Below are 12,928 nucleotides of genomic sequence, written 5' to 3'. Positions count from 1 at the left end.
AGCGCAACATAGCAACTATCCGCAAGAAAGAGGCCGCCCACACGCTCCACAATGGCGCGGAGAACATCGTCCACATCACTGAAGGAAATCAGGTCGCCCGCCGTGGCAATCAGAGCCTGGAGCTCCCGCTCACGCTGCCGATGATCCGTGAGCGCCTCACGCGCTTGAAGTACCGCGCGGAGAGCAGCCATGCCCATCTCTTTTGTAGGCCCGGCAGACATCCGCTCAAGCTCCGCGGAAACCTCCCTGATCAGATCCTCATCAGGATTACTGACGAGCGCAGAAAGCCGCTCACTCAGACCCGTCCGCACCGATCGCCGTCGCCTCATCCGCCATTGAACTCCTTCGACATCCTCAACTTCGATAGCGATCGAATTTGCTGTCGACATAGGTGCTCTCCATTGTCTAGTTGTTGAAGGCGGCAGCTGCCGCTTTGAGCGGTACGGGTACGAGTTCCTGGAGTTCTTCGAGGGTGCAGCCGAAGGTTTCGCGGACGCGGACGCCCTCGGGTCCGGTGAGGAACACGGCCCTGTCCGTATAGACCCGGGTCACGCAGCCCACACCGGTGAGCGGGTAGGTGCAGGACTCCACGATCTTGGACGCGCCTTCGCGGGTCAGCAGGGTCATCATCACGAACACGTCCCTGGCGCCGGTGGCAAGGTCCATGGCACCTCCGACAGCGGGAATCGCCCCGGGGGCCCCGGTGTGCCAGTTCGCCAGGTCCCCGGTCGCGGAGACCTGGAACGCGCCCAGGACGCAGATGTCCAGGTGCCCCCCGCGCATCATCGCGAACGAATCAGCGTGGTGGAAGTACGAGGCGCCCGGCAGTTCGGTGACGGGGATCTTGCCGGCGTTGATCAGGTCCCCGTCGATCTCCTCCCCGGTGGCCTCGGGTCCCATGCCGAGCATCCCGTTCTCCGTGTGGAGGGTGATGTCCTGTTCCTCGGTGAGGTAGTTGGAGACCAGGGTGGGCTGGCCGATGCCCAGGTTCACGAACGAGCCCGGCGCGATGTCACGCGCCACCAGGCGGGCCAGGTCATCCCGGCCAAGCGCCGTGTCAGAGGTCTTGATGCTGGTTTCGGTCAGGCTCATCTCAGGCCACCTTTCCTGCCGTGGTGGAGGTGCCCGCGCCGCTGCCGGCCACCTGCACGATGCTGTTGACGTAAATCCCTGGGGTCACGATGTTTTCCGGATCCAGTCCCCCGACCAGAACAATTTCCGAGACCTGGACAATGGTGTGCTTCGCAGCCGCAGCCATGATCGGGCCAAAGTTCCGGGCCGTCTTCCGGTACACCAGGTTGCCCTTCCCGTCCGCCTTCAACGCCTTGATCAGCGCGACGTCAGCGTGGATGGGCGTCTCGAACACCTGCCCGCGGCCATCGATGATCCGGGTTTCCTTGCCCTCGGCGAGCATGGTCCCGTACCCGGTCGGGGTGAAAAACCCCCCGATCCCGGCCCCCGCAGCCCGGATCCGCTCTGCCAGGTTGCCCTGCGGCACCAGCTCCAGCTCAATCTCCCCGGCCTTGTGCTTCGCGTCGAAGTGCCAGGAATCGGATTGCCGCGGGAACGAGCAAATCATCTTCTTCACCCGGCCCTCCTTGATCAGCAGCGCCAGGCCCTGGTCACCCTGCCCGGCGTTGTTGTTCACCACCGTCAGGCCGGTGGCGCCGGACTCGAGCAGCGCATCGATCAGTTCGAACGGCTGCCCGGCATTACCGAACCCGCCCATCATCACCGTGGAACCGTCCCTGATCCCGGCCACGGCCTCGCTTACGGAGTCAACAAAATTCAACATGCGCTTACGCTTTCTTGTTTGAAGAAGTGACGTTTTCCAGCACCACGGCCAGGCCCTGCCCGACGCCGATGCAGATCGCCGCGACACCCCAGCGCTCCCCCGAGGCCTGCAGCGACCGGGCCAAGGTACCCAAAATCCGGGTACCGGAGGCACCAAGCGGGTGACCCATCGCAATCGCCCCGCCATGCCGGTTCACAATCGAAGGGTCAACACCCCAGGCGTTGATGCACGCCAGAGACTGCGCAGCGAACGCCTCGTTAAGCTCGACGGCGCCCACGTGGTCCCAGCCGATCCCCGCCTTCGCCAAGGCCCTGTTCGCCGCCTCCACCGGGGCGAACCCGAAGTACTGCGGATCATTACCGTGCGCACCGCGCCCGGCGATCCTCGCCAGCGGCGCCAGGCCCAGCAGCCCGGAGGCAGCCTCCGATCCGATCCAGGCCGCGGAGGCGCCGTCGGACAACGGCGACGCATTCCCCGCCGTGACAGTGCCCCCGCCGTTCGGGCCGCCGACCTCGGCACCCTCGGGCTCGTCACGGAACACCGTCTTCAGCCCGGCCAGCTTCTCCGCGGTCGAACCGGGACGGATCCCCTCATCCCGGACCAGATCCGTGCCCGGCACCGGGGCCACCAGGTTGTCGTAGAACCCCTCGTCCCACGCCGCGGCCGCCAGGTTATGCGAGGCAGCGGCGAACTCGTCCTGCGCCTGCCGGGTCACGCCGTACTTCTCCCGCAACCGCTCCGTGGCCTCACCCAGGGAAATGGTCCACTCCTTCGGCATCACCTTGTTCACCAGCCGCCAGCCCAGCGTCGTGGAAGCCAGCGTCAGGTCCCCGGCCGGATACGGCTTCTCCGTCTTCGGCAGCACCCACGGTGCCCGGGACATCGACTCCGCCCCACCCACCAGCACCACATCCGCGTCCCCGGCGTTCACCTGCCGGGACGCAATAATCGCCGCGTCCAACGAGGAACCGCACAAACGGTTCACCGTGGTGCCCGGAATCGACACCGGAAGACCCGCCAGCAACGTACCCATCCGGGCCACGTTCCGGTTCTCCTCACCGGCGCCGTTAGCGTTACCGAACACCACCTCATCAATCCGCTCCGGATCCAATGCCGGGGCCCGCTTCACGGACTCCCTGATCACATGCGCGGCAAGGTCATCCGGACGCACCGCAGCAAGGCCGGAGCCAAACTTGCCGAACGGGGTACGCACAGCGTCATACACAAAAGCCTGATTCATGACGACCTATTCATTCTCGAAAATCCTGTCATTTCTGGCCCGCTCCATTGCCCTATTGGTACGGCTTGGCCGGGCACTGCTCTTGCTGTCTTTATTAGGTGTCTGCCACTGAATTGCCTTATTCGCCATACATAAGGCTGGCGAGGAACCGCTCCAAGTCAGAATTTGGAAGCAGGCCGCTGGCGGCAGCGTTGTCTACGTTGGCGTCTGTGTCTTCATTGATTTCGAGGTAAAGCCCTGCCCAGGGAGCGGAAGTGATTCCGCAACTTGCCCCTTCGGCCGGGGCTTCTACGTTTTTGGCACGTGAGGTGGTGCGGGAGCGGTACACGTTGGGTCGCTGTAGGAACGCGGGCGTAAAGATCCGGTGGACGATGGTCATGATCGCTTCCTCTCTGAAGCTACCGGTAAAGATGGGGAGGCGAATAGGACGTGTGTCGCCCGTTCCTGAAGCTCGAATGCCGTCTGACCGACCGCTTTGCGAATACGCATAACGGCACCTAAACCTTGGATCGGTATTGGCTATGTCCTTCGTTGCCTCATACCCGGATGTGGGTCTGGTTTTGGTTGTTGCCTTTTGAGTGCGGGTGAAGGCCGCACCGCGAGGATGTCGAGAAGGGGTGATGCACAGCCTGCGAGAGATTATTTTCTGCCAGGCAATGGGATGCCCTCAGCCGGGTTGCGGGGACTTGCATAGGCTTCCTTTCTTGCGAATGGGCGACCTGCCGCAAAAAGCCGCTCGGCGAGCATACCCACAGCCCCGGCGCTGATTTCGTGGGCCATTATGCGGCGGCCGTCGAAGCGCGGGTGGGTATCGATGGCCTCCCCAGATGACTTAAAGGTGGGCTCCGTAAGGCGGTTGGGTAAACCGAACTGAGAGTCGGGAGCACCGTAGGACGTCCAGGCACTTAGGCCATCGCCCGCATCTGTCACCACGAGAGCTGCGTGTGGCTGGTCGAGCATCACCGCATCGTGGCTGATCACGCGTACAACTGGTTTACGAAGCGCGCCCGCAAATCCGTGAGCCGCCGCAATGCCTATGTCGACATTGCGACTTGGACCTGGGCCAATTCCGACCGCGACACCGCTGAGTGAGATGGGGTCGGTCTCACTCAGTTTGAGTGCCTGTGCGATCAACGGACCGATCACGGCAGCGTGATTGACTCTGTCGCTCTCGGTAACTTCGTAAAGAATGCCGCGGTCGCGATCGACGACCGCGACGCTCGTTCCGAGGGTGGTGTCTATGGCAAGCAGCATCAGAGTTTGGAGGCGTCGTCGAGCACGTGCCAGGTGCGGTTGTGGTACACGAGAGGGCGGGCGAATCGCGCGTCTGCTTCGTCGCTGTCGGCGTCCGGGGCGCTGGAGCTCAACGCTTCGACGACAAACACGGTTGAAGAGCCGGCTTCGATTCGATTGATGATGCGGCCACGGATCCAAGCGTGGGCACCGGGGTAAACCGGTTCGCCTGTGGGCAGCCGCATCCACAGCCCGTTCGGGAAGCGGTTGACGCCGCTGGTCGCCGCGAGTTTTGCCAGTTCGAGCTGGTCTGCACCGGGTATATGCACGACGACGGTCTCGGCTGCTCGGATCGTGGGGGTACTCGATGATGAGGCAGATGCCGAGAAAACCAGGAGCGGTGGTTCGGCGCTTACTGAGAAAACGGAGGTGACGGTCATTGCCACCGGGCCCTCCCCTGCGTCGGCAGTAACAATGGCAACCCCGGCTGGGTGGTTACGGAATGCAGCTTTGAATGCTTCCGGTCCGAGGACGTCGGTGTCCACGTTCGGAGTCAGTGCTACGGCAGTGATCTCATCGGTTCTGCTGGTGTTCATGATGGTCTCCTTCCAGCACGCGTTCCGCGCGCTGAACTGGGGCTGAAGGTAGTTAATAGGGTGCTCGGTGGAGCAGGAGGCAAGCCGTCTCCGGGCACGGATACTGCCGATCGTCAGGGATCACGTCACCGGGTTAGGACGACTTTGCCATCACGCTGCCCCTCGGCGGCGAGGGTTAGCGCCTCTCTAATTTGTCCGAGGTCGAAGCGGGCGCCGATAGGCACGGTGAAGCTTCGCTCCTGGATGATTTCGAGGGCTTCGGCTCGGATGTTGAGCAAGAGTTCGGAGGACGCCCGGCTCATCGAGCGCGGCATCCAGAACCCCTCGACATGGATGTCATTGAACACGACAAGGCGTGTGTCCAGTTGCACGGGCTCGCCTGAAAGCAGGCCGTACGTCACCACTCGGCCGCCTGTGCCTAGCGATTCGGCCAGACGACCGGTGTTCGCACCGCCGATTGCATCGATCGCGACCTTGGGGCGAGCTCCACCGGTCGCTTCGAGGACGCGGGCTTCCAGGTCTTCGCCATCGACGATTATTGGGCCCCGCATGGTCCCGTCGATTTTGCGGGCGCTTTCGACACTGCGCACAACGTTGACTACTGACACGCCCCTCCTGGCGGCAACGGCGTCGAGTACCCGGGCGTAGGCGGAGTTGCCGGCATTTTGGATGAGCCAGTCACCCGATGCTACTTCCGGCCACTCCTCTAACATCAGGAGAACAGCCTGTATGTTGACGAAGCTCACGGCAAAGGTGTCGACATCGACGTCGGGAGGCAGGACAAGGGCATAGTCCGCGGGAAGCACGGTGTAATCGCTGAAGACCGCTCCGCTGCCGGCAAGGGACACAAGTGAACCGGGGGGAATGACTGATGTCGCGCCACCAACGACGCGGCCCACTCCTTCTATCCCAGCTGAACGCGGCAGCTTAGGCTGGGTGTCTCGATAACCGTAGGTTCCCTGCAGCATCAGGATTTCTGCGGGATTAATGGGAGCGAGGACGAGTTCGACAAGGATTTCGTTCTCGCCAGGGGCCGGCATAGGGGTTTCAACGAGCTCGGCCACTGTAGCGGGATCGCCGGTTGAGCTCTGCATAATGGTGCGATTTATCTGTTCGCTCATCAGTGCACCTCAATTCCGCCATCGACGTTAATGGCCTGACCGGTGATAAGTGACGCATCACTGGAGAGCAGGAAGCGCACTGCAGCGGCGATGTCCTCCACGCCCGTGGGCCGCTGGAGGGGCGTCAATGCTTTCACCGTGGCCATGAACGCGTCGTGGTTGCTTGCCCCTGCTTCGGCCAGTGCGGGAGTGTTCGCCGCCACCCAGGAACCCGTTTCTTCCCACATCGGCGTCCAGACCAGCCCGGGGCATACAGCGTTCACAGTGACCCCCTGAGGCCCGAGGGCAGCTGCTGCCGACTGGGTCAGTGCGATCACTGCCGCTTTGGAGGCGCAGTAGTCGGCCAGCGTCGCACTGCCGCGCTTGCCGGCGATGCTCGCCATATTGACGATGCGGCCTGAGCCGCGCTCAGCCATCGCCGCCCCTACCTTTTGGCAGAGGATGAACGTCGCCGTCACGTTGATCGCGAAGGTTTTTTCCCACTGCGCAAGCTCAAGCTCGGCGAACTGGGACATTAGCCCAACGCCTGCGACATTGACCAGCCCATCGACCGCTTGCAGCGACTCGGCGAGGTCGTAGACCTCCGGCGGGACTGAAAGATCGCAGATAATGGTCTGTACTTCGACTCCGGTTGCCCGCAACTTCTCGGCCACTTCCTCCAGGCGCTCGGCCTGGCGGTCGATAAGTACGAGATTGTCGCCCTGACCGGCCAGTTGGTAGGCTACCGACTCGCCAATGCCTTGAGCAGCCCCGGTCACGGCGATGGTGCGGCTGGATGCCTCGCTTGCGTCGTTCATCACCGGTTGCCGATTATGATGACGGTCTTCATGATGTCGCGCTGAGTAGTTGCCTCGTAGAAGGCGTCCTGAAGCTCGTCGATGCCCCGGACGCGGTCGACCAGGTCGGCGGTAACGACGAGTCCGCGACTGAGCAAATCGATAGCTGCCGGGAAGTCGCCAGCGAGGGATCCGATAATCTTTGGCTGCTTGTGTACGATCTTAGTTGTGTCCACGGGGGCCGCCACTTCGGGCAGTCCGACGAACACGATAGTCCCGCCAGACCGAACCATCTCGAATGACTGCGTCACCGCTGACGGCGCTCCCGAGACCTCTATGACAACATCCGCCATCGCCCCCTCGTTAAAGGCATACCGCCCAACACCAAGCTCGCCTTTCACCCAGTCGAGGGCATCACCCGACCGGGCGTCAAAAGCGGCGTCGGCGCCGTGGTCCAGCGCGGCTTGGACGCGAAGGGGGTTGATGTCGATGACGACGACGCGTTCGGCCCCGCGTGCCTTGGCGATCTGCATGCAAGCGTTTCCGATTAGCCCCGCACCCAGAACCACTACCTTGGCACCAGGACCGATTTCTGCGGCCTCGACGGCCGCCGCTGCCACTGCGACCGGTTCAATAGTCGCGGCGCTCATGTCGTCGATACTCTGCGGCACCTCGAAAACGTTCATCCCCAGTTGAGCGCGCTCGATTACGACGAACTCAGCGAAGGCACCTGCCCGCCCGTAGCCAATCGACCGCGAAAAGAGGTCCGGACAGAGCACGTACTCGCCACGCTCGCACCAAAAGCAGGTGCCACAGTTGCCGATGGTGAAGCCGGCAACGCGGAGTCCCTCAACGATGTCGGCCACTTCGGACCCCACACGTTCGACAGTGCCCACAAACTCGTGCCCCATCACCTGACCGGGCTCTACGTACATCCCTTTCTTGAACGAGTGCAGATCGGAGCCGCAAATTCCGCACGCCGTCACGCGCACTAGAACATCACGAGGGCCCAGCTCCGGAATCTCGATACTCTCCACGGCAATCGCCCCCGGTTCGTGGAAAACCGCGGCGTTCATGGTTTGGGTTGTCATTTGAACTCCCTTGTTCAGTGGATGAAGAACCGATAGCCGCGACTACCTTTGCTGGAAAGTAGTGTCCGCGCGACATCACAATTGATGATACGAAGACACTAACCGGCACCCACGTCAGATGTCGAGAGTTGCCGCCGGTTTTGTTTTTTTACGGTGCGGCGCAGGCCAGCTCGCCACCAGGGGACCTGGGGGTGTGCTGAAGGGTGGCGAGGGTTGAAGCAACCAGCAGCACGAAGGATTTAGTAATATTTGGAAATTACATCTAGTGTGTGAGCCACATTACAGTGTAGTGTCTTCCCGACATCGCTTTTGATGTCGCCCAGACACCAACTCCCCTGCCCTCACTGTCGAGGGCTGCGCCGATTTTCGGTCGGGGATGAGAAGGGAAACTCATGGATACTCGCCTGAAAGGTTCGATCGTCTTCGTGACCGGGGCCGCCAGCGGTCAAGGGAAAGCAACCGTGCGGCTTTTCGCCGAAGAGGGCGCGATCGTCATTGTGGCCGACAGGCACGGTGATGCAGCAGAGCAGACGGCCGACGAGCTGCGGAGCGTCGGCCACTCGGCGATGGCCGTCAAGGTCGACGTCTCTGACGCAGATGCAGTTCGCGCAGCATTCGAGGCGGTTGTGGAGGAGTACGGGCGCGTCGATGTGCTCGTCAATAATGCAGCCGTCGGGTTCAGTGAGAACTCACGCCTCACCATGGCGAATGTGGTCGACACGCCACTGGATCACTGGAACGCCATCCTCGCGATCAACCTCACCGGGCCCGCCCTCTGCGCTAAGGCCGTCTTGCCCCTGATGGCGGAACAGGGCTCCGGAGTGATCATAAATATCGCCTCCATCAACGGGCTCGTCGGTCTTACAGGAGCCGACGCTTACACCGCCACCAAAGGGGGACTGATCGCGCTCACACGCTCGATCACCGCCGAGTGGTCGGCCCGGGGCATTCGGGTCAACTGCATCTGCCCTGGCGGTGTTGACACCCCGATGATCGCGCAGATCCTCGAGAACCCCGAGGCGAAAGATGCACTCTCGGCCCAAAGCCCGATGGGCCGGCTGGCTACCCCTGAGGAGATCGCTGCAGTATCGGTTTTCCTCGCCTCGCCCCTGGCCGGTTACGTCAACGGCGCGGTGATCCCCGTCGACGGAGGGTACACCGCCGTCTGACTTGGCAGGCACCATCAGCTCTACCCTGCAAGGACTAATCAAAGGAGATTAAATGTCAGCTGTACTATCCACCTTCAAACCCGACAAACTTTTGTCCGGCAAGCGCGGTCTACTGTTCGTTGTCATCCTCGTGGTGAACTTTGTCGTCTGGCTCGACGTGGCCAAATTCGGCCTGCTGAACCCGTACTGGTCTGAGGAACTAGGCCTCACCACTGACCAGATCGCACAGGCCTCGGCCAGCTATCTGCTTGGCTACTTCCCGGTGCTGCTGCTTGCGGGAGTGCTCGCCGACCGATTCGGCGCAAAGCGGATGCTCGTGATTTGCGTCACAGGTGTCACGGTTATGTCAGCCATGACGGGAGCAGTGCAAAACTACGACGAGCTCTACTGGCGCAACCTGATCTTCGGCGTCTTCTTCGGATTTCTGTGGGCACCCAGCCAGCGTCTTATCTCGAACTGGTACCCCGGCACAATGAGTCCCAAAGCCACCGCTGTCTGGATGAGCTCGACTCTTCTCCCCGGCATCCTGGCCCCAGCAATCGCCTACCCGCTCGCTACAGCATTTGGATGGCGGTCCGCCTTTTACTTCATCGCCGCCCTTGGCGTGCCCGCACTCGTGCTCCTCATCGTTTTCATCGCTGAGGTGCCCGAAAAACTCCGCGGCATTAGCACGGAGGAAAAGGTTGCGATCCGCAATGGATTTGAGGGCACTACCAAGCCTAAGCTCAAGCTGGGCGAGGTCCTGCGGGCGCTCAAGAAGCCGAGCATCGTCACGATGGGCATCGCCACCGCCTTCGCCACCTCGGCGACCTGGCTATCTGGCATTTGGGTTCCTTACGGTTTGATCACTCTGGAGCAGGTCGACGCAAATGTGGTCGCCATCGCGATGCCGGTGATGGCACTTGTTCCCGTAGGTGTCGGCCTTCTGCACGGTAAACTGGTCGAACGCTTCTTCCAGTCCCGCACCAAACCCTGGCTCGTCATCGGTCCTCTCTGCGGCGTCATCGGCTACGGCTATGCCGCCCTGATGCCGGACACGCCTTGGTTCCTCTGGGCCTTCATGATCGGCGGCTTCGCCTTCCTGTGCGACCCGTTCTTCTGGGGCACCGTCAACAGTTACTGGGCCGGCATCGCCCGCCCCGAGGTCACGGGCACTCTCAACGGCATCGCTGCCGCGGCCCAGGTCGCCGTGGGCTGGTTCATCGTCAGCAGCAGCGGCACCTGGATCGACGCGAACGCTACCGGACTTGCTCAACTCAGCCCGGTATGGCTGGTAGGCGCGGGCATCTTCGCGTTCGCCATCCTCCCCGTGCTTATTTCCAAAGAAGTGCGCCTCCGCAAGATCACCGCAAGCGATGCAGTAACCGACACTGAACCCGACGCGATTTCAGAGAGGACAGGGGTATGACGACGACTCCTACACCGGACGCTTTCGATCCGGCCACAATCAAATTCGGCCTCTTTCAGGCCCCCTACCACCCCCTCAACGGCAACCCGACGTTGCAGATCCGGCGAGACATCCAGCTCGCCCAGGTCGCCGACGAACTCGGCTTCGACGAATACTGGATGGGCGAACACCACTCCAGCGGAATCGAGAACATCCCGTGTCCGGAGCTATTCATAGCCGCCGCCGCCGAACGTACCTCCCGCATCACCTTTGGCACGGGAGTCATCTCGCTGCCCTACCACCACCCCTTGCTCGTCGCCGACCGTATCGCACAGCTCGATCACCAGACGAACGGCCGCGTCATCCTAGGCGTAGGCCCGGGCAAGCTGCCGGTCGATGCAATCATGATGGGCATTGACCCCGTAAATCAGCGCCGGATGCAAGGTGAGTCGCTCGACGCGATCACCCGGCTACTCCGCGGCGAGGTCGTGAACATGGAGACCGACTGGTTCACCCTAAAGGACGGCAGAGCCCAATTACTCCCGGTGCGCCCTGAAGGGATTGAGATCGCGGTGGCTTCCACCATTTCGCCCTCTGGATCAGTCCTGGCCGCCAAATACGGCGCGTCACTGTTCTCGCTCGCCGCCGGCGACAAGGCGGGCTTCGAGGCCCTGGACCGCAACTGGGACGTCTACGAGAACGAGTCATTGGCCAACGGCTACGATGCCTCCCGCGCGAACTGGCGTGTCTGCACGCCGATGTTCCTCGCCGAAAGCCGCGAGGAAGCGGACCGTGCCATCCGCCGCAAGGTGCTGCACCACACGGACTACCTCGAGCAGATTGCGGACACAAAGTTCCCCTGGGCTCGAGATCCTCAGTCAGCGATCGACCAACTCAGAGGCGAGGGCTGGCCTTCATTCGGGTCGGCAGTGATCGGAACCCCCGACGAGGCCATCGAGGCCATCGAGGCCATGATCGAGAAGACCGGCGGCTTCGGCAGCTTCCTCATTATCAATTACGACATGGCCGATTGGGACGCCACGAAGAAATCGTACGAACTCTTCGCCGAGGAGGTTATTCCCCACTTCCGTCGCTCAAACCGGGCACGGGTGGCGAGCCTGGACTACCATAACGCCCATGCCGAGGAACTCGCGGGCGGCGTTGTCGCCGCCCTCACCAAGGCGACCAAGGAGTACTACGGGGAAGAAGCTGAAGTCCAAATCCGCTGAGCTCTCAGCCGGACGAGCGACGCCACCGTGAGTGCGGCGTCGCTCGTCCTGGACCTTATACACTCGATATCGTGCATACTATCCATCGAGCCTCGAATGACTAAAAGAGCCGAAGCGTCTGTGAGCCTGAATGTCTGAGCGAGAACGCCCACTAGGGGCGGCACAGGATTCGATGTATCCGGGTGTGGACCAGATCCCGTACCGCTCAGATATTCTCGCCGCGCTCGGTGCGATCAAGACTATCTGGGCGATGCCGGACTACACCCTCAGCATTGCCCATCTCGCGATGCCAGACCTGGACCTGGGCGAGAGCAACGTGCTTTGGGCGCTCGGCTACCGCGGCCCACTCCGACCGATGGATCTCGCGGACTTGTTTGCTATGCGCCGATCGAACGTGAGCAAGGTGCTAAACCGGCTGGAGGAGCGGGGATTCATCGAAAGGCGAAACGAAACGAGCGACAAACGCTCGATTCGCATTCACCTGACCGAGGAGGGCGAACGCGCTTCACGCCGGCTTTACGCGGCAGGCGATATGCAGATCACGGAACTCACCCGGGGTTGGACCGAGGAAGAGATTCAAGAATTCGCCGTCTTCGCGGCACGCTTCGCCGAGAATGCGAAAGACCTGGCGGAGCGTTTGCGTCGCGGAGAAATCCCGAGTCTCCCCGACGAGGAGTAAAGACGTCAGTTGCCTGAATGCCCGGCCTTCCGTCGCCGGTCAGGGGGTACAGGCACTCGGGCGCGATCAACGGCAGCCGATGACGGTAAGATCTATGGCCTCTAAATCGCAGCCCTCAGCTGTCCGCTGGCCGTCTGCGGATCTGCTCCCGCTGTGCGGTCCGATCGAACCGCCATTTGTCGAACGCTGCCCCCTAGGAGCGCACCTTTCCCGGGGACCGAGGGCAGACTCGCGTTTCCTACCGGCTCCGCCTCCTGCCAGAGCGGTCCATCTTGAGCAAGCGACCCCTTAGTTCCTTCTCTACAGCTTCCACTTTCTCCTATAAGTTGCACCGCAACTAACAACTTGAAAGACCCCTCGACACAGAGGTGTCTCGGATGTAGTGTCGTGTCGACACTAAATGTGGTGTCAGCAAGACACTACATTCCCGGTTCCATGTCTTACTCAGCCTTTTCAATGATGAAGTAGGAGCTAGATGCATGTCCTCGAATAAGCCAGAAACAATCACCTCCCTCATGAGTCTTGGGGGGCGTCCGGCGGGCAGTCGTCGGGAGATCAAGATTATTGATACGACTTTGCGTGATGCGCATCAGAGTTTGTGGGCGACGCGGA

At 61.7% G+C, this 12,928-nt stretch carries 14 protein-coding genes; 4 read left to right on the top strand and 10 right to left on the bottom strand.

All coding sequences use genetic code 11. The features are described 5' to 3' along the window. From AC5RU7_RS20795 to AC5RU7_RS20750, 10 genes are all read right to left on the bottom strand, one after another. Positions 1-389: hypothetical protein (locus tag AC5RU7_RS20795; protein ID WP_494053838.1), on the bottom strand; the 389-nt coding region annotated here is incomplete at its 3' end. Positions 390-405: 16 nt separating this feature from the next. After that, positions 406-1,092 carry a 3-oxoacid CoA-transferase subunit B gene (locus AC5RU7_RS20790; RefSeq protein WP_494053837.1) on the bottom strand — a complete coding sequence of 229 codons (687 nt, stop codon included), beginning with the start codon at positions 1,090-1,092 and terminating at the stop codon, positions 406-408. Between the two features lies 1 nt (position 1,093). After that, positions 1,094-1,795 carry a 3-oxoacid CoA-transferase subunit A gene (locus AC5RU7_RS20785; protein WP_494053836.1) on the bottom strand — a complete coding sequence of 234 codons (702 nt, stop codon included), beginning with the start codon at positions 1,793-1,795 and terminating at the stop codon, positions 1,094-1,096. 4 nt (positions 1,796-1,799) lie between these two features. Further along, positions 1,800-3,035, bottom strand: a complete 1,236-nt coding sequence (locus AC5RU7_RS20780; RefSeq protein WP_494053835.1) for a thiolase family protein — start codon at positions 3,033-3,035, stop codon at positions 1,800-1,802. 118 nt (positions 3,036-3,153) lie between these two features. Further along, positions 3,154-3,414 carry a hypothetical protein gene (locus AC5RU7_RS20775; protein WP_494053834.1) on the bottom strand — a complete coding sequence of 87 codons (261 nt, stop codon included), beginning with the start codon at positions 3,412-3,414 and terminating at the stop codon, positions 3,154-3,156. A gap of 260 nt (positions 3,415-3,674) precedes the next feature. After that, the gene (gene tsaB / locus AC5RU7_RS20770; RefSeq protein WP_494053833.1) at positions 3,675-4,289 is read right to left on the bottom strand and encodes a tRNA (adenosine(37)-N6)-threonylcarbamoyltransferase complex dimerization subunit type 1 TsaB; all 615 of its coding nucleotides are present in this window, start codon (positions 4,287-4,289) and stop codon (positions 3,675-3,677) included. Further along, positions 4,289-4,864 carry a flavin reductase family protein gene (locus AC5RU7_RS20765; protein WP_494053832.1) on the bottom strand — a complete coding sequence of 192 codons (576 nt, stop codon included), beginning with the start codon at positions 4,862-4,864 and terminating at the stop codon, positions 4,289-4,291. Before AC5RU7_RS20765 ends, tsaB begins: the two co-directional genes overlap by 1 nt. A gap of 125 nt (positions 4,865-4,989) precedes the next feature. Continuing rightward, entirely contained in the window at positions 4,990-5,985 is a 996-nt protein-coding gene (locus AC5RU7_RS20760) for a zinc-binding dehydrogenase (RefSeq protein ID WP_494053831.1), read from the bottom strand. Continuing rightward, a complete protein-coding gene (locus tag AC5RU7_RS20755; protein ID WP_494053839.1) occupies positions 5,985-6,782 on the bottom strand; it encodes an SDR family NAD(P)-dependent oxidoreductase in 798 nt (265 codons plus the stop codon). The genes AC5RU7_RS20760 and AC5RU7_RS20755 overlap by 1 nt, the downstream gene beginning before the upstream one ends. Further along, positions 6,782-7,852, bottom strand: coding sequence for a zinc-dependent alcohol dehydrogenase (locus AC5RU7_RS20750; RefSeq protein ID WP_494053830.1), 1,071 nt, complete (start codon positions 7,850-7,852; stop codon positions 6,782-6,784). The genes AC5RU7_RS20755 and AC5RU7_RS20750 overlap by 1 nt, the downstream gene beginning before the upstream one ends. 392 nt (positions 7,853-8,244) lie before the next feature. On the opposite strand from AC5RU7_RS20750, the gene AC5RU7_RS20745 reads away from it, so the two are divergent. The 4 genes from AC5RU7_RS20745 to AC5RU7_RS20730 all read left to right on the top strand — a co-directional run bounded on the left by AC5RU7_RS20745 (position 8,245) and on the right by AC5RU7_RS20730 (position 12,316). Beyond that, positions 8,245-9,021 (top strand): SDR family NAD(P)-dependent oxidoreductase, encoded by a 777-nt coding sequence (locus AC5RU7_RS20745; protein ID WP_494053829.1) that lies wholly within the window; start codon positions 8,245-8,247, stop codon positions 9,019-9,021. 52 nt (positions 9,022-9,073) lie between these two features. After that, on the top strand, positions 9,074-10,429 hold the full coding sequence (locus AC5RU7_RS20740) for an MFS transporter (RefSeq protein WP_494053828.1): 1,356 nt from the start codon (positions 9,074-9,076) through the stop codon (positions 10,427-10,429). Further along, positions 10,426-11,637 carry an LLM class flavin-dependent oxidoreductase gene (locus AC5RU7_RS20735; protein WP_494053827.1) on the top strand — a complete coding sequence of 404 codons (1,212 nt, stop codon included), beginning with the start codon at positions 10,426-10,428 and terminating at the stop codon, positions 11,635-11,637. The genes AC5RU7_RS20740 and AC5RU7_RS20735 overlap by 4 nt, the downstream gene beginning before the upstream one ends. A 184-nt stretch (positions 11,638-11,821) precedes the next feature. Further along, positions 11,822-12,316: a MarR family winged helix-turn-helix transcriptional regulator gene (locus AC5RU7_RS20730; RefSeq protein WP_494053826.1), complete on the top strand. Its 495-nt coding sequence runs from the start codon at positions 11,822-11,824 to the stop codon at positions 12,314-12,316. Positions 12,317-12,928 lie beyond the last annotated feature (612 nt).

It is taken from the genome of Arthrobacter sp. K410C (genome assembly GCF_059090105.1).
This window is presented reverse-complemented; position numbering and strand designations above follow the sequence as displayed.